Source organism: uncultured Microbacterium sp. (assembly GCF_945952435.1).
Classification (GTDB): domain Bacteria; phylum Actinomycetota; class Actinomycetes; order Actinomycetales; family Microbacteriaceae; genus Microbacterium.
In genome coordinates this window covers 65496-87722 of record NZ_CAMFHZ010000015.1, presented here as the reverse complement: position 1 = coordinate 87722, position 22227 = coordinate 65496, and the positions used below count along the sequence as shown (strand labels likewise).

Here is a 22227-nt window from a genome sequence, read left to right as displayed (position 1 = left end):
GCTCAGTTGCCGGCGAGCTGGGTGTCCAGATCCTGGATCGCCCGCATCATCCCCAACAGCGACTCCGACATGTCATTGATGCCATCCACCGCCTGCTTCAACCCCGTCGTCAGCTCCCCATACCCCTCACCGAACTTCCCCGACGCATGCTGCGTCTTGAAGTCCTCACCCAGAAGGTTGTCCACCTGACCCTTCAACGTGTCCAACTGCCCCTGAATGTCATCCCGAGCCTGCGACAGCGACGACGCCACCTGCTCCATCTCCGCATAAGACGCACCGAAATCGGCCATCGTCCACACCTCCGCTAAATCAACTGGACCGGACCCCACCGGCCCGACAACAACACCCTACGAAACCCCCACCACCCCCGTCGATGGGGACAACTCCCCATCACCCCCACACCGACAGCTCAGCCCTCGGGTTCGGATTCCCCTGTCGGGGCGGGCAGCACGGGCTCCTCGAGCTCGTTCTCCCAGGTGAACGTCGAGATCATGCCGTCGCTGAGCAGCTCCAGGGCATCGACGACCTCCTCCGGCACCACGTCGCCGTCGGGGATCACGATCGTCGTCGTGAAGACGAGCGCCTTGCGCCGCTGGGTGCCAGGCGCCGGGATCACGTAGGTGAGCGTCCGCCCGCCGACACCCTCGATGCGGCGCGCCCCGGCCGGTCGCTGCGGCTCGGAGCGCCAGCGCACGATGTGCGCGGAGTCGTCGTCGAGGAACTGCGCGCCCTTGGTCCGGAAGGCCTCGGACACCCAGCCGTCGAGGTTCTCCCCGTCCGGCGCGCTGAGCGCAGAGGCGGTGATCGACATCGGCAGCAGCTCGTCCATCTCCACCTGCTCCTGGCGGTAGATCGCGAAGACCTTGGTGCGGGCCATCGCCTGCGTGGTCTGCGCCATGAGCGCGCGGAACTCCGCGTCGAGATCCGGCCGGTTCGCCTGCCGGAAGATCGCGCTCGCCTTCTTGACGTCCTCGTCCTGCGCGGCGTTGGTCGGCACGTGCTGCACCCACCCGGGCGGAAGCACGAACCGGAACGCGGGGATGCCGAACCGCAGCTCCACCCCGAGATCGTTCATCGTCCCCATGTCGGTCCTCCCCCGGCCCGCCTCGCGGCGTGCGCGTCCCTTGTCGTCTTCTCGCACGATAGTTCATCGCGGCCGACGCGGCACCCTCACGGACAGCTTCGCGACGGATGCGCGGGCGTGGACCGGCAGAGGCTAGCCGAGGACGTCACGATCGCTCTTCAACGCCAGGGCGGCGAGACCGGCCGCACCTAGACCCCGCTTCGGAGCCCGCACAGACTCTGCACGGACCGAGGTCTGCATTGCTTTTGCGCCGAGTTGCCCAAGGCCGCGCCAACGCTCGGAGGGGAGACCCCTCCCCTCCGAGCCGCCACGACGCCGAGCCGGCCCGGACAACCTGCCCAACCGACGACCGCCCCGTGAGCGCACATCCTTGAGATCGCTTGCGGGAGTCTCGCTTCGACGTCCGATCTGTTTGTCCTGGCGGGCCTCGGTATCGACCAGGATCTCCTCCACCCGCACCCCATAATCCGGGACCCCCGCCAGCAGACGCACCTCCTCCGCCGCCCACCGCCGCACGATCACCTCACCGCACTCCACACACAAACCCCTCCCCACCACACCCGACTCCGCAAACCCGCACCCACAATCAATGAACGCCCGATTCGGAACCACCGGCCGAAACCCCCACGCCTCCCGCAACGACAACGCCCCCACCGCGCTCACCCACACCTCATCCACCAAAAGCCCACGCCCCGACCGCACCGCACCCTCGCCCACCAACGCCGACCACCGCGCCGCATCCGCCGCAGCGACCACCCCCGCCACACGCGCCGCATACTCCCCCCACAACGCGAACACCTCCGACTCCACCACCGCCGACCGCATCCCCGACGACGACGTAATCCCCCGCCACGGCGACCCCACCCGCACCGCACCCGCCGCCCTCACACGCCCCACACCCGACACCCGAAACTCCTCGAACACCGACCGCACCGCACCATCCCGCGCCAACACCTCACGCTCAAACCCCACCGCCGCATCGAACCACGGCAACACACTCACGGCAGCCGCTCACCGACATCGCCACGCCCGACGGGACTCACCGCGTCCTCCGAGCATCGACATCGCGGTTCCCATACAGGGCGAGCTGCGCGAGCTGGGCAGTACCAAGACGCCGTCGTCCTCGACGCGCCTCCGCCCGCATCGCCGGCAGTGACGCCCGCCGCGCGAGCGCGGCAAGTTCCTCCCAGCGAGTCAGATCGAGGATCGACGAATCCTTCCGATGGCGACGATGTGCGCGCGCGAGCGCCCGCCGCGCTCGGAACAGCGCCGCCTCCTCCGTGCTGAAGGAGTCATCGGTGCCCTTCGACCTCGCGGCGGCAAGGTCCGACGTCACCTCGTCCAGGACCTCGGACACCTCTGCCCCGAGCCCAGGAGCACGCTGGAGGAGCGACCGCTCCTCCGCCACCCACGCAGCACCTACCGCTCGCGCGCACGCGTTACAGAGCTGTCGTGGCACGACCCTCGTCGTGGCATACCCGCAGACGCATCTCTTGGCCGCCGCCGAAAGCGCCGTATCCAGGCCGCCCTTCGATTCCGGCCCTTCCCGCGCAAGGTCCATCGAGTCGAACAACCGCGCCGCGCCCGGCACGCCATGCTCGCGCAACAACGTCATCGGCCCGTTCGCCGGCAGTCGCTCGACGAACGCCCGCCAACGGTCCGTGTCTTCCGAGGAGAGCAGCCCGGCCGCGCCCGCGGCGTAATCGTCGAGAACCTCCGCGTACAACCGCTCCAGTCGTGACTCCAGCTGAGGATCAGCGACCCCATCGGCTTCATGCAGCGCCCTGACACCGGCGCGGCCCCGAGCCACCGCCTCCGCATGCACCCGCCGCAGCGGGGCGGAGCCCGCAAGGAGCTCCTCCTCGTAGGCGACCACCTCCCGCAGGGTCGTCATGCGGTGAGCGTCCCGGGAACGCGCACCCCGACAATCAGACCCGGCAGCTGCTCCTCGAACAACAGGAAGGCTGGGAGGCTCGTCCCGAGCACATCCACCAGCACCGTCCACGTCCCATCGTTGAGGACAACCGACCACTGTTCCACGAGGGTTCCTCCGCTGTCCTCCGGATCGATCAGTGCTCCCCACCGGATGAGGTATCCCGCGCCGTGCGTCGCCGTGCGTAGCGGCGTCACATCGATGCTGGTCGACGAGATGGCGTCGGCGAAGAGCTCCTCCGTGGACGGACGTTGCGCCGACGACTCCACCGCGACGTTCACGAGCAGATCGCTGTGCACGCCTGGCGGCGCGAACCAGAACTGAGCGGGTCCCGGCCGGGAGTTGACCAGCATCATCTGCGCGATCGCTTCGATTCTTCGAGCTTCGGGGGATGTGACGCCCTTCTCCACTCCGAATCGCTCGAGGCATGCCTCTATCCAGTCGGCGGAAGCGGCCGGGGAGGCCGTCCGAGGAAGGGATATGAACTGCGCCGCGTCGTAGGTGAGCTCCCAGGGACGCTCCACACGCTCGGTCATCGGAACAAGCCGTTGACGAGGCCCGCGGGCGAGAGCGCCCCGGACGGTTTGCCGTCCTGCGCGAGCGAGACCCCCCTATCCGTCCATTTGTAGGTGTTCCACATCGCCTCGAACGTCGAGAACGAGGGAGCATCGGCGATACTCCGCAGACCTGCCGGCAAAGACTCGCGGAGTGTCTTCTGGAAGAAAGGTCCTGCCGACTCGACGCTCTCATGGAACGCGACAGAGAAGGATCGACCGGGCCCGAACAACAACCGTTCCGTCATTCCCTCGGCAAGGCCGGTCAGAGGGTTCTGTCCGAACCGGTTCAGGCCGCGCACACTCTCGTAGTACTGCTTGAATCCACGGGATCCGTATTCGATTCCCGAGTCCGCAAAGCTCTTCAAGCCTCGGAGCTGCTGCACCGGGTTGCGGAACTGCCCGACGAACTCCGACCCGAATTTGCTGAGCATGTTCCCCTTGCCCGCGGAGAAGATCTTGCCCAGCTTGCCGATCGGGAGGACGCCGACGATCGCCCAGGCGAGATCACCCCAGCCCTTGCGGCCGTCGAACATGAGCGCGATGGTGAGCGCGAGCGCGATGACGCCGACGACGAGCGCCGCGATCGCGAAGAACGGGCCGCCGATGATGAGGCCGAGCACGGCGATCGCCAGCCCGATCCAGGAGACCCACTCCGAGATCACCGCGAGCACGCCGGCGATGTTCTCCCAGGTGCTGTCCTCGCCGATCTTGTTCGCGTCGCCCAGCCCGCTGACGGCGTCCTCGTAGGCCTCGTGCCAAGTGTCGTACGCGGTGTCGAAGCGACCGAGGTTGTGATCGTGCTCGGATCCGGCCGCGCTGAGCGTGGACGCCGCCGAGCTGGCCGCGTGCGCGAGGTTGTCGCCCGTGGTCTTGGACGACGCGGCCTGATCGGGTGTCGGCGGGTGGTCGGCGACCGCGTGCTCGTGCACCGAGAGCGCATGGCTGGCCTGCTGGGCGTCGCTCTGCGCCGTCGCTAGGGCCTGGTGGCTCTTCTCGCAGTCGGCCACGATGGTCTTCATCTGCGCCTGGACCGTGGCGAGGACGCCCGCGTAGTCGGTGAGCGTCTTGCCCGCCGGCTTGTACCGCCGGCCCGCTTCGTCCAGATCGCCGTGGACGTCGCCCACGACGTCCTTGATCTTGTCCATCGCGTAGCCCTTGCCGACGAGCTTGCCGCTCTTGATGTCCTGCAGGGTCTGTGCGGCGGTGGTCATCTGCGTCGCGAGCGACGAGATGGTCGCGCCGCGATCGTGGATCGCGGTCGCGTCGCCGTCGATGACCTCGACCTCATGCCCCTTGTGCGTCTTCATCCCCTGCTCCTCAGTTCGCGACCGCGCGGCCGTGCGCGGGAGCGGCCCCCTGGCCCGACTGGTGCATCGAGTTGGCCATGTCGTTGTCGGTCTTGGTCACCTCGTCGACCGTGCCCTTGACCCGCTCCGCGATGTCTTTGAGCTTGGAGAGCAGCTTGTCGCGGCTGTCGTTCCAGCTGCCCTCGAAATCGTGCACCCGCGACTTCAACCGGTTGTCGCCATCGGGGCGGCCGACGGCGCTCTCCAGGTCGTCGCGCCGGGCGGAAGCCGCCTCGAACTCCTCGACGATCGCGGTGAGCTGCGCGCTCGTGGTGCGCAGATCGTCGATCGGGTAGAGAACGCTGTCCCCCGCCATGTCATGCCCTCCGAGTCCTGTGGTGCCTGAAAACCATCGCTGTCGCGACCTCACCACAAGCTAACAACTCCCGTGGCGACGGTCGATGGGGACAACTCCCCATCGCCCCAACCTCGCTCACTCCGGATCCGCCGGGCTCGCGGTCGTGACGTCGAGGAGCACGAGATCGTCCTTGCCGACGAGCCGGGAGGCGATGACGTGCTCCACGAGCCGAGCGCGACGGTTCGTCGCGGATCCCCGCGCTCCGCCGCGCATGCCGGGGACGCCGATGCGGTCGAACTTGTCGCACACGTTGTCGAGCTTGCGGTTGAACCGCGTCACCGTCCAGCCCAGGCGGGCGGCCGCATCCGCGCTGGAGGGCAGCGCGCTCATCCCCGTGCCGTCGCGACGCAGCAGCGGCTCCGCGAGCGCGACGAGCAGCTGCTTCTGGCTCAGCGTGAGCGGCACCTCGCCGATCGTCGAGTCACCGTCGGCCTCGTGCTCCCGCCGGGTCTCCCGGAACGTCGGCTCCGCCGCGTGGATCGTGAACTCGTACGTGGTCGGGCCGGCCGAGAAGACCACGCTCGTCGTCGCGAACACGAGCGGGAGGCGCGCGCCGGGGGCGAGCCAGGCCTGCACCCCTCCCGTGGCGTCGGTCACCGTCGCCTGCAGCCGGCCGCCGATGTTGGCCAGCCACCACAGCCCCGCGAACTCGGCGATCTCCAGGAAGTGCCGATGCAGGAAGAGGTTGTCGTCGATGGCGAGGTCGCCTTCGCGCCCCACGACGAACCGCCCTCCGGGGGCGATGGGGAAGTACTCGCCCGCGAACTCGACCGTGACCTGAGCGCGCGCCGGGTCCTGCGTGGTCCCCACGTCGACGGTCACGGCGTGCACCCCCGCACGGGCGACGACGCCGATCCGTTCTCGCGGCGGAGCACGACCTCGACGCACGTCTTGCCGCCGGACTCGGCCGGGATCGTGATCTCGGGGGCGTCCGCCTTGACGGGCGCGCCGTCGCCGTCCAGCCGCACGACCGTGACCAGGAACGAATCGCCGTCCTGCGGGCTCGGGTTGGTCCACGTGACGTGCACCTGCCCCGATCCGGTCGGCGTCGCGACCAGGTCCTTCGGCGGCGGGGCCAGGTCGGCGAGCGGATCCTGCGGCTCCGCGGTCGCCGCGGTCGTGGGCTTCGCCGACGGGGCACCCGCGTTGAGCAGATTGACCGCCAGCACCGATCCGCCGACGAGCAGGATCACGGCTGCCATGGCGGCGAGGGTCCAGACGAGGCCCCGCCGGGAGCGCGGCGACCCGGTGTGCGCGGACGGGGGCTCGACGGGGGGCGCGGAGGACGGCGTGGCCGTCGGAACGGCCGCGACGGGATCGACCGTCCGCGGCGCGCGGCGCACGGTCGGGTCGCTCTGCGAGGCCCCTGGCGCGGAACCGGGGACGACGGACGCCGGGTGCGGGGCCACGGGCGCCTGCGCGGTGGGCGGGATCACCTGTGGCGCGCGGATGACGGTCTCGTCGTCGTCGGCGGTCCGCGCCGGTGCATCGAAGCGCGGCCCCGGCGCGGTGGGCGGCGAGGCCGGAAGCACGGGGCTCGTCGTCGCCGACGGCCGTGTGGCGGTGTGCCCCGGATCGATCTGGACGACCTCGCGGACGCGGGTCCGTCCGTCGGCGTCGTCCTCGGGATCCGGGTCGAGCGGATGATCGTCGACGATGTCGATCGGGGTGACCGAGTGGCTGAGCTCGATCTGCACCTTCTGCAGCGCGCGGGCGAAGGCCACGGCACTCCCGAATCGATCGTCCGGGTTCTTCGCCATGCCGCGGGCGAGCAGGCGCATGAGGCTGTCGGGGACGTCGGCCCGGCCCACGGGGGGAAGCGGCTCGGTCTCGATGCGGGAGATGAGGTCGGCCCCGCTGTTGCGCTGACCCGGCTTCTCGAAGGGGCTCCGCCCGGTGAGCAGCGTGTAGACGGTCGCGGTGAGCGCGTACACGTCGGAGCGGACGCCGCCGCGCGGCGGATCGGCGAAGGACTCCGGCGGCGACCACGGGATCGACATCCCCGCCGCCTCGTCGACGGCCCCGGTGGTCGACGCGATGCCGAAATCGGTGAGCGCGGGCCTGTTGTATGCCGTGACGAGGATGTTCGCGGGCTTGATGTCGCGGTGGAGCACTCCCGCCCGGTGCGCGGTCTCCACGGCTCCCGCCACCTGCACGCCCACCCGCAGCGTCTCGGCGACGCTGAACGGCTCCGTCCGCGCGCGCTGCTGCAGGTTGGGCCGCGGGCAGTACTCCATGACGAGGTACGGACGGCCGTCGGCGGCGACGCCCGTCTGGTAGATCGTGACGATGGCGGGGTGCGTCGACAGCATCGCCATGACGTTCGCCTCGTCGGCGAACTCCTGCGCGGCGCCCGAGGCGAGCCGATCGGCGAGCAGCACCTTGACCGCCACCTGACGGCGAGGCTGCTGCTGCTCGTACAGGAAGACGTCGGCGAAGCCTCCGGTGCCCAGGGGCTCGACGTAGTCGAAGCCGTCGAGCTGGGGAGGCGGGGACGGCGGCCGGCTCACGGCAGCTCCTCGAACGCGACGGTGACGCCGTCGCCGAGGTCGATCACGTCGCCGTCCACGACGATCGTCTGCTCGCCGGGGTGCAGGCGCACGGGGTCGGCGCCCGGACGGAGGAGCGTGGAACCGTTGGTCGTGTGCAGGTCGAGCACGACCACGGCGTCGGCTTCGGGACGGATCTCGAGGTGGCTGCGCGAGATGTCCTGCTCGGGGCTGTCGACGGCGACGAGGTGGGGCAGGGTCGCACCCGTGGATCGGGTGGCCCGCGGGCGCCGGCCGATGACCACGGTGCGATCCAGCAGCACGACCTGACCGGTGGAGAGCCGGATGCGCGGCGTTCGGGCGGGCTCCGCCCCGGCCGGCGCGGCGACGCGAGAGGCGGAGGATCCCGGATCCGTGATGCCGGGGACCACGGACACCGGCTCCGACGCGACGGACTGCCGCTCCTGCGGGGTCTGCGCGCGCTCCGCGGCGTCGCGCAGCGCCCTGGCCTGGGCGACGGAGACGGTTGCGCCGTCGTGATCACCGTCGACCGGCGCGGGCGGGCGGAGGTCGAGCGTGTGCCCGCCGAGCGGCGCGGCGAGAGTGTCGGAGGGGGGCAGGATCGTCTCGACCGGCGCCGGCACGCTGAGCACCGTGTCGTCCACATCGACGACGTCTTCGTCGGCAGACCCGGTCCCGGACGCGACGGCGACCGCCTCCGAGACGGTCGGATGCTCCGAGAATCCCGGGTCCTCCGAGGCGGCCGGGTCCTCCGATGCTGCCGGATCCTCCGAGACTCCGATCGGTTCCGGTTCCGGTTCCTGCTTCGCTTCCGGCTCGGGGGCGACGTGCGCCGTCGTCGGGGCGGGCTCCGCGCTCGCGGGCTCCTGCCCGGATCCGGCGTCGGTCGGGACGGCGTCCGTCGGGACAACATCCACGGCGTCGGTCGGGACGGCGTCGGTCGGCACGTCATCCGCGACGGCGGCGGGGGCCTTCCCTGCGACCACCGCGGCGGCACGGACGACGCCGGCGACGATCGGGAAGGACTCCGCGCCGACCTCCTCCGCCATGAGCTCCGCGCCGGTCATCCCCGCCACGAAGCGCTCGCTCCAGGTGGTGACCTCCGCGCCGCGGGCCTCCTGCACGCCCTCGGCGGTGAAGATGCGCGCGCGGACGGGGCCGCGCACGGCGATCCGCGCGTCCTGACCCTCGCGGACGACGGCGGCGAACGGCGGGATCGCGGAGAACGTCCCGCCGCCCGCGGCCGTGAACGCGTCGACGACGTCGGAGAACGAGATCGCGTCGTCCCGGATCCCCTCCCACAGCTGCGCACGCAGCGCGGGGTCCGCATCCGGCGGCAGCATCAGCACCGCTCGCGGTCCGATCAGGGCGTACCAGCTCCCTGCGCGGTAGACCGTTTCCATCACCGCATCCCTCCCATGGCCTCCGCACGCGGCCGCGTGTCGGAGTCGATGTCGTCGTCGACCTCGCCGCCTCCCGATCCCCCGGGACGGCTGCTCACATGCAGCGCGTCGACGACGATCGCCGTCACGTTGTCCCGCCCTCCGCATTCGAGCGCGTGCTCGATGAGGCGGTCGGCGGCGACCTGCGGATCCTCGTGCACCGTCAGCACGGTGCGGATCTCGTCGTCGCCGATCTCGCTGCTGAGACCATCGGAGCAGACGAGGATCCTGTCCCCGATCCGCGCCGGGATCATCCAGTAGTCGGCTTCGCCGGTGCTGCCGGCACCGATCGCCCGCGTGATGACGTTGCGACGCCGATCGCGCGACGCGTCTGCACGGGAGAGCTCGCCCGCGTCGATGAGCTCCTGGACGACGGAGTGGTCGACCGAGACCTGCTCGAGGACTCCGCCGGACAGCCGGTAGGTGCGCGAGTCCCCGATGTTCACCGCGAGCCAGTAGCCCACACCGTCGACCGCGGCGACCGCGACGCCGCTGAGCGTCGTCCCCGCCCGTGCCGCCGTCCCCTCGTCAAGCGCGGTGCCGCCGAGCGCCTCGACCGCCGCACGGGCCCGCGCGAGGGTGAAGGCGACGTCGTCCACGGTCAGGGTGGCGCGCCCGGCGAGAGCGGCGAACCCGTCGATCACGGTCCCGCTCGCGAGATCCCCGGCGCGATGCCCTCCCATGCCGTCCGCGACGAGGAACAGCGGAGCCTGCGCGAGATAGGCGTCCTCGTTGAGCGAGCGGCGCAGCCCCGTGTGGGTCGCGGCGCCGACGCGCGGCACGATCGGGGGGATCACGCGTACCCTCCCACGGTCACGATCCGGTCGCCGATCTCGATGGCGTCGCCAAGACGGATCCGCACGCGTTCCCCCGGAGGACATGCGATCCGCACCCCGTCGCGCACGATCGTCATGCCGTTCGTCGAGTGGCGATCCATCACCCAGCCGCCCGCGGACTCCGCCGCCGCCTCGAAGTGCGTCTTGGAGAGCGAGAGCGTCTCGTCGCGCACGACGACCACCGCGGCGCCGGCCTCCGCCGCGGGATTGCGGCCGAAGAGCGTGCGACCGGAGACCGTCGCGCGGGCGCCGTCGTCCCAGACGAACTGGAGGCGGTGGCCGGGGATCGAGATCCGCGTCTCCTCGAGGTCGTCGTCCTCGGCTGTCTGCGCGATCACCGGCGCTGCCACAGGGGTGACCGGCACGGGGGTGACCGGCACGGGGGCGGGAGCCGGTGCCGGAGGGGCGGACGGCGCCGCGCTCTCCGGTCCCGACACGATGGTCGGCGCCGGAGCGGCGACCGCGGGGCTCACGCCGGGGACGGTCGTGATCATCGCCTCGTCGGCGGATCCGTCGACCGTCGTGGAGCGGTTCGGCTCGGGCGTGCGCGCCGAGAGCACCGTTGCCTCGGGCGACTCGACCGCCGAGCGCGCCTCGGCCCCGGGCGCGTGCGGCAGGGTGTGACCCGTCGGTGCAGCGGACGGGGGCGGCGAGAAGGCGGACGATACGCCGGAGAGGACGGGCGCGGACGTGGCCGGCCCAGCCGCGGCCTGTGCGGGGAACGACGACGTCCCCGACGTGGCGTGCGGCGCGACCGCGGCCGGTGCGGCGGGCGGGGCCGGGCTCCGGACATCGCGCATGAGTGCGCCCGAGGCGCGGTCGTGCCAGCCCTGGAAGCGGCCCGAACCGTCGAAGAGCGGGGAGAAGTAGCCGACCACGATCGTCGCGGCGAGCCCGAAGACGACGTTGCGCAGCAGCGCGCGGCCGAAGCCGAGCGGCGCGTTCCCCTCCTCGCGCACGAGACGCAGCCCCATCGCGCGCATGCCGATCGATCCCGCCGCGCCCTGCAGGAAGCTGTAGACGAGCAACCACGCGACCAGCACGAGCGCGGTGATGCCGAGGCCCACGACGAGGGCGACGAGCGCCGCCGACAGATCGCGGCCGCCCGTGCCGCTCACGACGACGGACACGACGATCCCGACGATGCTCAGCGCCGACGCGATCGCCGCGTCGATGACGTACGCGATCGCTCGGCGCGAGATCGGGGCGATGGGCGCTGTCGTCGCGTCCGTGACGCTCGGGGCGTTCGTCATGGCGTCTCGCTCTCGGATCCGGGCCGGGGCGCACGGGCGTCGTCCGATCCCGGTGCGGTGCTCTCGATCGTGCCAGGTGCGGACGAGTTCGCGCCACCGCCCCTCGTGCGGCGGATCCGCTCCGCGGCCGCCTCGCGCAGGCGATGCACCCCCTCGGATGCCCGTGACCCGCCGAGCAGCGAGCGCAGGCTGAGCCGCGCGAGCATCCGCCGGTGCCACCGAGCGCGTGTGCCCAGGCCGGCCACGATGGCGTCGACCTCGCGCCAGAACGCGTCGACCTCCTCGGCCGTGGGCTCGTCCGGCCCGAAGACCTTCGCGTCCGCGTCGTCGGCGAGCGCCGTGACGGCGGGGACCGTGAGGGCGGCCGAGACCGAACGCGCTTCCTCCGCCCTGGTCGCCCGCACCGGGAGCCGTGCCCCGTAGTCGACGGCGCGATCCGTGAGCTCGTCCCATCCGCCGCTGATCCGGTCCGCGGCCAGCGTCGAGGCACGACGGCGGCGGCGCCTCGCCGCCTTCCATGCACCGATCAGGATGAACGGGGCGGCGAGGATCGCGAGAACGACGAGGAGGGATCCGGCGATCGCGAGGATCGCCCCCAGGATCCCGAGCAGGTTGTTCGGGCCGTCCTGGTTCCCGCGCTGGTCCGGCACCGTCGGGGGCAGCTCCGCGGGCTCCTGCGGCGGAGGCGGCGGCTGGAGCACCTGCGGCTTGGGGACGACCTTCGGCTTCGTGATCTGATTCTGCGGGACCTGATCCTTCGGCGGGGTCGGATCGAACGCGACCCAGCCGGCCTTCTCGAAGTTGACCTCGACCCACGCGTGCAGGTTGTCCCCGTTGGCGGCGAACGATCCACTCTTCGCCGCACCCTTGTCGGGGTAGAAACCCATGACGACGCGGGTCGGGATGCCGAGGGACCGCGCGGCGAGCGCCATCGCGACCGCGTACTGCTCGTCGTCGCCGATCATCTGCTCGCCGGCGATGAGGGTGGAGATCCGCTCCTCGGTGTGCCCGGCGCGCGACAGCGCCTCGCCCTGCAGCCCGTGGCTGAAGAATCCCTCCTCGGAGAACTTCTTCGTCAGCGCACGCACCTTCGCGATCGGGGTCTTCGCGTCGGCGACCGTCTGGGAGGCCAGATCCGCCAGCTTCTGCGGAGCGTCCGCCTGTTTCGGGATCGCGACGGATCCGAAGTCCAGCCCGTCGAGCTGCTTGTCCGTCCACGTCTTCGGGATCGTCGTCTCGACCGTGTACGTATCGCCCTTGCGGAGCTTCGAGGTGGCCACGGCGGTGCTCGTCGACTCGTTGTAGTAGGTGCCGCGGCGAAGGGTCTCCGCGTCGGAGCCGTGGAAGGCGATCGCCCCGACCTCTCCGGCGTCGGGCACCCACACCCCGCTGTAGGACTCCATCGTGAAGGTGAGCGTGGCGGACGTCCCCGTCGCGTCGGCGGACATGTTGTCGCGGATCGGGCTGAACGCGCCCGACGACCCCACGCCCCTGTCCGAGACGTCGTACACGACGCCGTTGTAGGTGTCCATCGTGCCGATGCGGACCCTGGCCCCCTCGGGCAGGCCCTTCACGGCGAAGAGGGTGTCCTTGCGGTGGTCCTTCACGTATCCCCGGTACGACTGCAGCGGGCTCGCGTACTGGTGCACGTCGAACGGCGGCAGCACCACGTCGCGGAAGACGTGACGCGGCTCGGCGAGCGTCGTCGCGCCCGCCAGCCCGGTCCCGGCGAGCCCCGCGACGGCGAGGACCGCCGCGCCCGCGACGAGCCGGCGCCGCGCGAGCGAGGATCGGCGGTTCCCCTCGCCGTCGGTGAGGGCGACAGCGGCGTCGGCCGATCCGCCCACCCCGCGCAGGGCCAGCCAGGCGACGACGGTGAGCGCGAACACCACGCCCTGTGCGAGCGGGGCGGCGGGATCCGGCACGCCCATCGCGATGACGAGCAGCAGGTGCGCCGCGGCGGGGATCACCGCCCAGCCCGCCGTGCGCAGACGCAGCGCGAGCGACGCCGCCGTGACGGTCGCGACGAGCGCGGCGAGGAAGGGCACCAGAGCGTGTCCGTCGGCGACCGAGACGGGCGCGACCGTGGTGAGCAGGGCCTTCCAGCTCGTGACGGCCCCCGCGGCGAGCGCGCCGAGCGTCGTCCCCGTCGGCACGACGCCGAAGAGCGTCGTCTGCGGGAGGGCGAGCGCGCCGCCGAAGAGGAAGTACACCGCCACGGTCGATCCGGCGATCGGGAGGATCCCCCAGCGTCGCCATGCACAGCCGAGCGCGATGGCGAGCCCCAGCACGAGTCCGCCGAGCGCGGCGGGCAGGAAGGATCCGCCGGCGAACGTGGGCCACCAGCCGACGGCGCCGACCGCGATAAGCACGGCGACGGCGACGAGGTCGACGACGGTCCGCCGCAGGGGCAGCGGTGCGGCCGAGCCGCGCCGGCGCGTGCGCGGGCCGGCCGTCGTCCGCGACGTGTCGGCCGTCATGCGAGCACCTTCCCCAGCGCGAGGGGCAGCTGCTCCAGCGCCCCGACCGTGACGACGTCGGCGTCGCCGATCCGACGCAGGGACGGTGCGGCGCCCAGATCGGCGACGATCGCGAGCACGCGCGAGCCGAAGGGCAGCCGCGCGCACGCGGAGCGCAGCTCCTCGGCGCCCGTGCCGCGACCGCACACGAGCACGACGACGCTCGACAGCGCCATGTGCGCGGCGACCGTGCCCGCGAGGGCGGCGAGCCCACCCTCCTTGGCACGGCTGCCCTCGACGCCCGAGAGCGAGTCGAGCAGCTGCTTCCCGGTGCCGGCTGCGAGCTCTCTGCCCTGCACCCGCAGCTCGACGCGCTGCGAATCGCGGATGGCGCGCAGCCCGACCGATCCCGCGAGCGAGACCGCGAGCTCGAACTCGTCCGGATCCGCGTAGTCGCCGAGGGAACGGCTGAGCCCGATGACGAAGTGCGAACGACGCGTCTCCTCGTACTGGCGGACCATGAGCACGCCCGTCCGCGCGGAGGAGCGCCAGTGCACACGGCGCAGGTCGTCCCCCGGCTGGTACTCGTTGAGCGCGTGGAACGAGACGTCGTCGCGGGACAGGTCCGCGGCGGGCAGCCCGTCCAGATCGCGGAGGAACCCCAGCGACTGGCCGTCGAAGAGGATCGTCCGCGGATGCACGAAGAGGTCCACCGGCTCGTCGCGGCGATGCGCCCTCTCGAACAGGCCCAGGGGGTCTCCGCGGACGACGCTCACCGGCCCGACAGAGACGACGCCGCGTCGGTGCGTGGGGATCGCGAAGAGCTCCTCGGCCTCCTCCCCGGCGGCCAGTCGCTTGATCGCGAACTCCCCGCGTCCGGATCCCACGGGCAGCACCACGCGCGAGGGCAGGATCGCCCTGGTGCCGCGGTTCGCGAGCACGAGGGCGCCGACGGCGCGCTCGCCGACCACCACGCGCGTGCGAGCGAGGTCGAGCCGCACGTCGTAGGCGGTCCGCCCCACGAGGAACAGCGCGCAGACGGCGAGCGTCACGGCCAGCACGATCGCGATCACGGCGAGCTCCCGCCACCCCAGGGGCAGCGCGATCAGCAGGGCGAGCAGCGCGATCCCGGCGAGCACCCACGCGAGCGGGCGCACCGCGGCGCCGACGAGGCGCAGGCGTGCGCCGACCCGCGCGAGCACGAGCCCGGCGACGTCGCGCCAGCCCGCCTCCTGCGGGGATCCGGTGATCCGGTCCTCAGCGGTCGTCGTCATGGGTGCGTCGTTCTCCGTCGGTGTGCGTGGGCGGCGGTGTCCGGGGTCAGGCGGCGGTGCGCGCCTGCGGTGCGGCGACCCGGTCGAGCACGCGGTCGATGACCGTCTCGGCCGTCGTGCCGGAGAACTCCGCCTCCGGGTCGAGCAACAGTCGGTGCTGCCACACCGGGCGCACGAGCGCCTTGACGTCGTCCGGCAGCACGTAATGACGCCCGTGCGCGGCGGCCCACACCTTCGCGATGCGCACCATCGCGAGCGCCCCGCGGACGGAGACGCCCAGCCGGATCGCGCCGTCCTCGCGGGTCGCCTCGACGAGCTCGGCGATGTAGCGCAGCACCGCGGGCTCGACATGCGCGCTCGCGGCGAGATCGGCCATGTCGGCGACCGCGCTCGTCGTGATCACCGGGGACAGCGCCGCCGACGGGTTGCGCTGTGCCGCGCCCGCGAGGATCGCGGAGGTGACGTCGAGATCCGGATAGCCGATCGACGTCTTGATGAGGAAGCGGTCGAGCTGCGCCTCGGGCAGCTTGTACGTGCCGGCCTGCTCGATCGGGTTCTGCGTCGCGATGACGAGGAACGGCCTCCCCGCCTCGTGCGCGACGCCGTCGACGGTCACCCGGGATTCCTCCATGACCTCCAGCAGCGCCGACTGCGTCTTGGGCGAGGCGCGGTTGATCTCGTCCGCGAGCACGATCGAGGCGAACACCGGCCCGCGGTGGAACTCGAACGAGTGCGTGTTCTGGTCGTAGATCGTCACGCCCGTCACGTCGGACGGCAGCAGGTCGGGGGTGAACTGGATCCGGGTGCTCGTGCCCTGCACGGTGGCCGCGAGCGCCTTCGCGAGGCTCGTCTTGCCCGTGCCCGGGGCGTCTTCGAGCAGGACGTGCCCTTCGGCGAGCATCGAGGCCAGCACGAGCGCGACCACGTCGCGCTTGCCCTGCAGCGCCTGGTCGACGTTGTCGACGAGACGGGTGAAGGTGCCCTGGAACCAGGCGGCCTGTTCGGGGGTCATGGTCATCGCGGTGCTGTTCCTCTGATGTCGGCGGGGGTGTCCTGCGGGTGGGCCGTGACGGATGCCACGGCTAGGGTCTCGGCCAGAAGTTCTTCTCGGTGTCCACGGACCCGCCCCAGCCCTGGATGTCGATCCAGACGTTGACGCCGTCTCGGCCCTGCCAGCAGTTGATCTGCACGGAGCCGTTACCGTTGAAGTTCACCGAGTTGCCGGTGCTGAACCCGTCCGGCCGCGCGTCCGACGCACAGGTGACACGGTGGCTGCCGATGTCGAGATTCTGGAAGTTCACGACGAAGAATCGGCATCCGTTGACGCAGCTCGCCGTCGCGCCGCCCTGCGTCACCCAGACGCGGGGCTGGGGCGGGCTGTCGGTCTTCGCCGAGTCCGAGGCGACGCCCGACTGCTGGTTCGCGTCGGTGAAGGCCTGGCCCTGGATCGTGTGGGTCTGGTCGTACCCGTTACCGACGACGCGCGACCCGCTCGCCCCCACGGTCTCCCAACCGTTGCCGTCGACGTTGATCTTCATCGTGACCGAACGTCCGTTCGGACTCGGCGCGGTCCACGACACGGTCACGCTCTGGCCGTTGTTGGACGCCTTCACGCTCGGTTGGCCGATCGGCCCGTACGGGCGCAGGTTTCCCTTCGATCCCGGGTCCCCCGGCTGCGATTCCTGCCCGCCGACCACCGAGTAGGCGCGCACGGACACGGTGTAGGTCTGGTTGTTCCGTGCGGGGATGTTGTGACCGTCCCAGTCGCGGGACCACCCGCCGCCGTTCGAGTACTCGTAGCGCACCTCGGAGCCGCTGGCCCCGTTCGTGCCCGCGATCGAGTAGTCGACCCAGATGTTGTTGTTCTCCTCGCGGCTGTTCGTGATCGTCACCGCACCCGGCTTGCCGAACGCGCGCTGCGGGCTCGACGCCCCCGACCACGCTCCCGCGCCGGCCTTGTTGTAGCCGCGGACCTGGAACGTGTACCCGTCGGTGGAGTTGTCCACGGTGACGTTCTGGCTCGTCCCCGCGATCCCGGTGACCGTCTTGACGACGCTTCCGCCGCGCATCACCTGCAGGTCGTAGCTCGAGACCGCGTCGCCGTTCGGGTTCGCGGCGCCCCACGTCACCGCCATCTGCGACTGGGATCCCACCGTCGGCGCGCTCTGCGCCGTCGGCGTGCCGGGGGCGAGCGGGGGCCCTGCGGGGATCTCCCGCGCCGACCACGCGCTCCAGCTCGACGGCTCGGGTGCCCGGTTCACGGCCTGCACCCGCACCTGGTAGCTCGCGCCGTTCTCCAGGCCCTCCCAGGTGAGGGAGTTACCGCTGACCCCGGTCTTCTGCGCGACGCCGCTGGGCGGCGCCGGGGAGATCTCGAGGTTGTACGAGGTGACGGGGGAACCCGGCGTGGTCGGCGTGACCCAGCTCACCTTCAGCGACTTGTCCCCGAAGACGAGGGTCGGAGGGTTGGGCGTGTCCGGACGCGCGTCCGGCCGCGCGACCGCGGACGTCGGGGACGGCTTGCCCTCGCCGACGCGGTTCGTCGCCGTCACCGCGAAGGTGTACTCGACGTTGTTCGTCAGACCGTCCAGCGTGCAGGTGGTCGACGAGCACTGCTTCGAGTAGGCGCCCCCGCTCGTCGCGCGGACCGTGTACCCGGTGATCTCGGCGCCGTTGTTCGACGGAGGGCTCCAGTTCAGCACCACCGTGCGATCCTGCACGCTCGTGACCTGCGGCGCACCCGGAGCATCCGGCACGCCCTGCACGGTCACGACGATGCGCCCCTCGACCTCGCGGTCCGCATCCTTCGTCGCGTCCTGGATCCGGTAGGCGGCGGTCACCTGACCGATGAAGGACCCGCCGGGCGTGATCACGACCTTGTCGCCCTGCACCGCCGCCCGGGCATCGCCGGTCTGCACGTCGACCGAGCGGATCTTCAGCGGCTTGTCCGGGAACGGGTTGACGTCGTTGTCGAGCACGGGGATCGTGACCGACTTGCCCTGGTCCGCCTGGGGCACGGTGTCCGGGTTCGCGACCGCGAGCGGACGCGTGGAGGCCGCGACGGTCAGCGAGACGGTCCCCTCGACGGGAGCAGTCTTCCCATCCGTCACGGTGAGCTTGACGGTACTGCCGCTGCCCTTGGGCGTGGACGAGTCTGCGCTGACCTTGAGCGTCGAGCCGTCGAGTTCGGCGCGCAGGCCGTTCTGCGGCGCGCCGGTGATCTTGAACGACAGCTTCTTGTCGTCGCCCGGGTCCGGATCCTTCGTGAGCGCCTTGAGGTCGACGGTCTGCGCGGGCTCCCCCGGCGCGACCGAGACCTGGGCGTTCGTGAACACGGGCGGCTGGTTGTCGGGAGGGAGGACCGTGATCGGGATGCTCAGCGTCGCCGTGCGTCCCTTCGGATCGTCGGGTCCTGTGCCGTCCGTGACCTCGAACGTGAGCGCGTCGTCGCCGAAATAGCCCTGCTTCGAGGTGTAGACGAGCGTGTGCTCGTCCTTGAGGAGCGAGGCGCCGTTGCTGTTCACCGCGCTGATCTTCGCGGCCTCGGTGATCCGCACCTGGCCGCCGCCGGCGACGGCGACGTACCGCGACAGCGGGAGCTCCTTGGTCTCGCCGCTCTTCACCTCGACCGGCTTGGTCGAGAGGAGCGTGGGGGCGAGCTCGCGCAGCGCCGGGACGAAGATGAACGCCGACGCGCTCTGCTTGTCCTGGTCGGTGACGGTGTAGCGCACGAGCTGACGCTGCTCGCCCACGGTCACCCGGACCTTGCGATCCGCCGTGATCTTCGCCGTGTCGTCCGCCGTGAGCTGCAGGTCGTCGACCGTGCCGTCCGGATCCTCGTCGTTGTCGAGCACCGGGACGTCGACCTGCAGGGACTCGCCCTTGACGTCCGAGGCCTTGACCCAGTCGTCGCGGGCGATCGGTGGGACGAGCGGCACGTCCTCGGCCACCGTGATCTGCACGGGCGCGGTCGCGGTCGCCCCCTTGTCGTCCGCGATCGTGTACTGCACCGAGGTCTGCAGGGCGCGGTTGGGGGCGGTGATAAGGACACGGTCCCCGCTGACCTTCGCACTCAGGCCGTCGACGCCGGGCGGGACCTCGAGCGCGTTCTTGACGAGGCCGATCGTGTCGCCGTCGGGGTCGGAGTCGTTCTGCATCACCGGGACCGCGACCGTGCGGCCGGGACGCATGGTGATCGAGTCCTTGACCGCGTAGGGCGCCTGGTTGATCTTCGCGCTCGGCGCGACGCCGACCCGGATCGTCGCGGTCGCCTCCTTGCCGAGTCGGTCGCGCACCTTGTAGGTGAACGCGTCGACTCCGCTGGCCGTGTCGAAGGCCTGATAGGTGAGGAAGGTCGAGCCGATCTCGGTGACCTGGCCCTTCTGCGGTGCCGAGTCCAGACCGACGAGCTCGACCGAGTCGCCCTCCTGATCCAGTCCGTCCAGGGGGACGGCGATGCGCACGCTCGTGCCGCTCAGCGCGCGCACCGTCAGATCCTTCGGCCGCGGCGCCGTGTTGGTCTTCTCGTCGACGGGGAGGATCTGGATCGTGATGTACCCCGCCGCCTTCTGCCCGTTCGAGTCGACGGCCTCATAGGTCGCGTACACCGTGCGCGGCGTCGTTCCGGCGCGGAACCGCACCGCGTCCTGGGAGACGAACGCCTCACCGTCCTTCGGATCCACGAGCGGCTCGACGAGCTTCGGGGAGACGTGCAGCGTCGTCCCCGGCGCGTGCTTGTCGTTGTCGAGCACGGGGATCGTCACGACGTCTCCCGCCCGGACGACGGCCGTGTCCTGGTTGGCCACGGGAGGGTCGAGCTTGGCGGGTGCGGGGATCGGGATGACGATGACGTCCCCGTCCGCGGTCTTGGAGCCGTTCGAGATCCGGTAGCCGATCCGGACCTCCTTGTCGAGGCTGCCCTGATCCGTGATCCGCAGCGTCTCGTGGTTCAGCACCGAGACGGCGATGCCGCTGTGCGGGGGCACCGTGACGGACTGCACCACGAGGATCCCGCCCGAAGGGTCGGAGTCGTTGTTGAGGACCGCCGTGAGCACGTCGCCGCCCGTCGGCAGGAGGGCGACGTCGCGCACCGCGATCGGCGGAGCCTCCTCCGCGTTCTTGTCGAGCACGTCGATGCGGACGAGACCCGGAACGCCGTTCGGTCCGGAACTGGCCAGGTACTGCGCGTAGTACGTGCCGGGCATGTTCGCCTGGAACGTGAACGTCCCCTCCGCGAAGTCGGGCGTGATCGTCGCCCCCGGAACCTCGTCGACCCTCGCCAGTCGCAGCGGCTCCCGACCGGACGTCGAGTCGTTCAGCAGCGGGGAGACCGTCACCTGCTCGCCGACGCGCGTCTGCGCGTGGTCGGCGTTCGTCACGGGCTGCGTCGTCCCGGCCGGGCGGACGTCGAGCCGGAGCGTTCCCCTGCCCAGCTCTCCCTGCGCGTCCGCGACCGTGATCGCGATCTCCTTGCGGCCGGGGGCGCTCGCCACGGCGTGATAGGCGATCTGGCCGTCCGGCGTGAAGTCCACCTGATCGCCGGAGGCGGCGATCACCTCTTTGAGGTAGATGTCGTCCCCGTCCGGATCCACCCAGTCCGGAAGCGCGTTGTATTTGACCGTGCCGCCTGTCTCGACCGTGAGCAGGGGCGTCCGCTGCTGCTTCGGAGGCGCGTTCACGCTCCAGTCGTGCACGTCGACCGTGGCCGTGGCGGTGGCCTTGCCCCCGCGCCCGTCGTCGGCCTGGTACTGGAACGCGGCGGATCCGGCGCCCTTGTCGTCGACCGCGATCTGCATCGCTCCCCCGTTGTTGATCGGCTGGACGTCTCCGATCGAGGGCTGCGCCTGGCTCAGCGACGCCACGAGGACGTCCCCGTCGGCGTCGGTGTCGTTGTCGAGGACCGGCAGATTGGTGGTGCGGCCCGGACGGACGCCGAAGTGGTCGTCGTGCGCGACCGGCGGCGTGTTCTCGGGCGTGCGCTTGGGCAGGGTCGTCTGCACCTGGTCGTCGGTAGTCTCGTCCTGCTTCTCCGTGTCGCCCTCCGGCGGCACGATGTCCTGCCAGTTGTCCACGCGCTGCAGATTGTCGGTCGCGAGCCACGCGGCGCCGCTCGCGGTGTCGTTGAGCACGACGACGTCCCGGTTCACCCGGAAGACGAGGGTGGTGCTGCTCTCCGCACCGTCGATCGACGTCTTCAGGTCGTTCGCGGAACCGGTGCAGTCGCGCAGGAAGGCGGCCGAGCCGCCCCACGCCGCGTACGCGCAGCCGGCGACGAAGACCGGGGCCGCGGGGGATCCCGGGCCGTCCGTCTTCTGAGCGGACGGGGCCGAACCGTCCACGGGCACCGACACGAGCGCGTCCGCCGTCGCGATCAGCGCGACCGCGTTGTCGTCCGAGGGCTGCTGGAGCACGGCGGCGTCCGCATCGCCGATGCCGCCGCCCGTGAGCGGTGTGCGATGCCCGGCCACGAAAACCGACTTCGACTCCGCGTCGAGGACGACCGGCGTCGATCCGACGACGCTGATGGTCGGCGTGGCCCCCTCCCCGAGGTCGAGTCCCTGCGTCGAAGGCTTGTCGGCGTCCCCCTGGTCGTTCACGCGGACGGTCACCACGGTGCGATCCTTGGCCGAGACGGCATACGCGGTGCCATCGCGCCCCACCGTGACGTCGGCGTTCGCGCCGAGCGTGGCGATCGGCTTGACCGTGGGCTTGAACGCGCTGAGCGCCGAGGCCGTGGTGACCCAGAGCTTGCCGTCCTTGCGGTCGAGGATCGCGAGCGTCGTCCCCCCGAGCGCGGTCTTGGCGCCGCCGGGGACGGTGACCGCGTCGCCGAGCGCCACCCGCGCCGGATCCACCGCCGCGAGCGTGGAGGATCCCTGGTCGTCGACGAGCACCGTCCCGCCGGCCTGCAGCACGTCGTAGTTCTCACTCGCGGCACGGAGCCCGCCGTCCAGCACGCGGGACTCGTTGTTGAAGTGCCCGACGAGCAGGCTCGACGTCTTCGTGAGCCAGACGCCGCCGTCGTGGAGGTCGACCTCGGCGGTCGGGTTGCCCTCGTACGCGAAGGCCATCCCCGTGATCGCGATCGCGGCGGCGGTGACGCCGGCGGCGGACGCGAGGGTCTTCGGACGCATCCTCAACCACGCGAACGACCTCACCACGAGCAATCCCCCCTG

General features: G+C 71.1%; 15 protein-coding genes. All 15 read right to left on the bottom strand.

From position 1 onward, the window contains the following. Positions 1-2: 2 nt before the first annotated feature. Positions 3-290 carry a WXG100 family type VII secretion target gene (locus tag Q0P88_RS09645; RefSeq protein ID WP_295013533.1) on the bottom strand — a complete coding sequence of 96 codons (288 nt, stop codon included), beginning with the start codon at positions 288-290 and terminating at the stop codon, positions 3-5. 119 nt (positions 291-409) lie between these two features. After that, positions 410-1084 carry a hypothetical protein gene (locus Q0P88_RS09640; RefSeq protein WP_295013531.1) on the bottom strand — a complete coding sequence of 225 codons (675 nt, stop codon included), beginning with the start codon at positions 1082-1084 and terminating at the stop codon, positions 410-412. Between the two features lie 1039 nt (positions 1085-2123). Then, complete coding sequence (locus tag Q0P88_RS09635) at positions 2124-2978, bottom strand: hypothetical protein (RefSeq protein WP_295013529.1); 855 nt, start codon at positions 2976-2978, stop codon at positions 2124-2126. Further along, positions 2975-3553 carry a hypothetical protein gene (locus Q0P88_RS09630; protein WP_295013527.1) on the bottom strand — a complete coding sequence of 193 codons (579 nt, stop codon included), beginning with the start codon at positions 3551-3553 and terminating at the stop codon, positions 2975-2977. Before Q0P88_RS09630 ends, Q0P88_RS09635 begins: the two co-directional genes overlap by 4 nt. Further along, entirely contained in the window at positions 3550-4881 is a 1332-nt protein-coding gene (locus tag Q0P88_RS09625) for a hypothetical protein (RefSeq protein ID WP_295013525.1), read from the bottom strand. Before Q0P88_RS09625 ends, Q0P88_RS09630 begins: the two co-directional genes overlap by 4 nt. A gap of 10 nt (positions 4882-4891) precedes the next feature. Next, on the bottom strand, positions 4892-5236 hold the full coding sequence (locus tag Q0P88_RS09620; RefSeq protein ID WP_295013523.1) for a hypothetical protein: 345 nt from the start codon (positions 5234-5236) through the stop codon (positions 4892-4894). A gap of 117 nt (positions 5237-5353) precedes the next feature. Then, positions 5354-6100, bottom strand: coding sequence for a hypothetical protein (locus Q0P88_RS09615; protein WP_295013521.1), 747 nt, complete (start codon positions 6098-6100; stop codon positions 5354-5356). Further along, complete coding sequence (locus Q0P88_RS09610) at positions 6097-7788, bottom strand: serine/threonine-protein kinase (RefSeq protein WP_295013518.1); 1692 nt, start codon at positions 7786-7788, stop codon at positions 6097-6099. The genes Q0P88_RS09615 and Q0P88_RS09610 overlap by 4 nt, the downstream gene beginning before the upstream one ends. Continuing rightward, positions 7785-9191 (bottom strand): FHA domain-containing protein, encoded by a 1407-nt coding sequence (locus Q0P88_RS09605; protein WP_295013516.1) that lies wholly within the window; start codon positions 9189-9191, stop codon positions 7785-7787. The genes Q0P88_RS09610 and Q0P88_RS09605 overlap by 4 nt, the downstream gene beginning before the upstream one ends. Beyond that, positions 9191-10027 carry a PP2C family serine/threonine-protein phosphatase gene (locus Q0P88_RS09600; protein ID WP_295013514.1) on the bottom strand — a complete coding sequence of 279 codons (837 nt, stop codon included), beginning with the start codon at positions 10025-10027 and terminating at the stop codon, positions 9191-9193. Before Q0P88_RS09600 ends, Q0P88_RS09605 begins: the two co-directional genes overlap by 1 nt. Continuing rightward, positions 10024-11319 carry an RDD family protein gene (locus tag Q0P88_RS09595; protein ID WP_295013513.1) on the bottom strand — a complete coding sequence of 432 codons (1296 nt, stop codon included), beginning with the start codon at positions 11317-11319 and terminating at the stop codon, positions 10024-10026. Before Q0P88_RS09595 ends, Q0P88_RS09600 begins: the two co-directional genes overlap by 4 nt. Continuing rightward, positions 11316-13799 carry a transglutaminase family protein gene (locus tag Q0P88_RS09590; RefSeq protein ID WP_295013511.1) on the bottom strand — a complete coding sequence of 828 codons (2484 nt, stop codon included), beginning with the start codon at positions 13797-13799 and terminating at the stop codon, positions 11316-11318. The genes Q0P88_RS09595 and Q0P88_RS09590 overlap by 4 nt, the downstream gene beginning before the upstream one ends. Beyond that, positions 13796-15052 (bottom strand): DUF58 domain-containing protein, encoded by a 1257-nt coding sequence (locus tag Q0P88_RS09585; protein WP_295013509.1) that lies wholly within the window; start codon positions 15050-15052, stop codon positions 13796-13798. Before Q0P88_RS09585 ends, Q0P88_RS09590 begins: the two co-directional genes overlap by 4 nt. A gap of 46 nt (positions 15053-15098) precedes the next feature. Continuing rightward, positions 15099-16070, bottom strand: coding sequence for a MoxR family ATPase (locus Q0P88_RS09580; RefSeq protein ID WP_295013507.1), 972 nt, complete (start codon positions 16068-16070; stop codon positions 15099-15101). 64 nt (positions 16071-16134) lie between these two features. After that, on the bottom strand, positions 16135-22185 hold the full coding sequence (locus tag Q0P88_RS09575; RefSeq protein WP_295013505.1) for an Ig-like domain-containing protein: 6051 nt from the start codon (positions 22183-22185) through the stop codon (positions 16135-16137). Positions 22186-22227 lie beyond the last annotated feature (42 nt).

What these genes read in the sequence shown, in the direction of transcription:
- Q0P88_RS09645 (WP_295013533.1), bottom strand. Translation starts at nt 290, where the DNA reads ATGGCCGATTTCGGTGCGTCTTATGCGGAGATGGAGCAGGTGGCGTCG.
- Q0P88_RS09640 (WP_295013531.1), bottom strand. Translation starts at nt 1,084, where the DNA reads ATGGGGACGATGAACGATCTCGGGGTGGAGCTGCGGTTCGGCATCCCC.
- Q0P88_RS09635 (WP_295013529.1), bottom strand. Translation starts at nt 2,978, where the DNA reads ATGACGACCCTGCGGGAGGTGGTCGCCTACGAGGAGGAGCTCCTTGCG.
- Q0P88_RS09630 (WP_295013527.1), bottom strand. Translation starts at nt 3,553, where the DNA reads ATGACCGAGCGTGTGGAGCGTCCCTGGGAGCTCACCTACGACGCGGCG.
- Q0P88_RS09625 (WP_295013525.1), bottom strand. Translation starts at nt 4,881, where the DNA reads ATGAAGACGCACAAGGGGCATGAGGTCGAGGTCATCGACGGCGACGCG.
- Q0P88_RS09620 (WP_295013523.1), bottom strand. Translation starts at nt 5,236, where the DNA reads ATGGCGGGGGACAGCGTTCTCTACCCGATCGACGATCTGCGCACCACG.
- Q0P88_RS09605 (WP_295013516.1), bottom strand. Translation starts at nt 9,191, where the DNA reads ATGGAAACGGTCTACCGCGCAGGGAGCTGGTACGCCCTGATCGGACCG.
- Q0P88_RS09595 (WP_295013513.1), bottom strand. Translation starts at nt 11,319, where the DNA reads ATGACGAACGCCCCGAGCGTCACGGACGCGACGACAGCGCCCATCGCC.
- Q0P88_RS09590 (WP_295013511.1), bottom strand. Translation starts at nt 13,799, where the DNA reads ATGACGGCCGACACGTCGCGGACGACGGCCGGCCCGCGCACGCGCCGG.
- Q0P88_RS09585 (WP_295013509.1), bottom strand. Translation starts at nt 15,052, where the DNA reads ATGACGACGACCGCTGAGGACCGGATCACCGGATCCCCGCAGGAGGCG.
- Q0P88_RS09580 (WP_295013507.1), bottom strand. Translation starts at nt 16,070, where the DNA reads ATGACCATGACCCCCGAACAGGCCGCCTGGTTCCAGGGCACCTTCACC.
- Q0P88_RS09575 (WP_295013505.1), bottom strand. Translation starts at nt 22,185, where the DNA reads ATGCGTCCGAAGACCCTCGCGTCCGCCGCCGGCGTCACCGCCGCCGCG.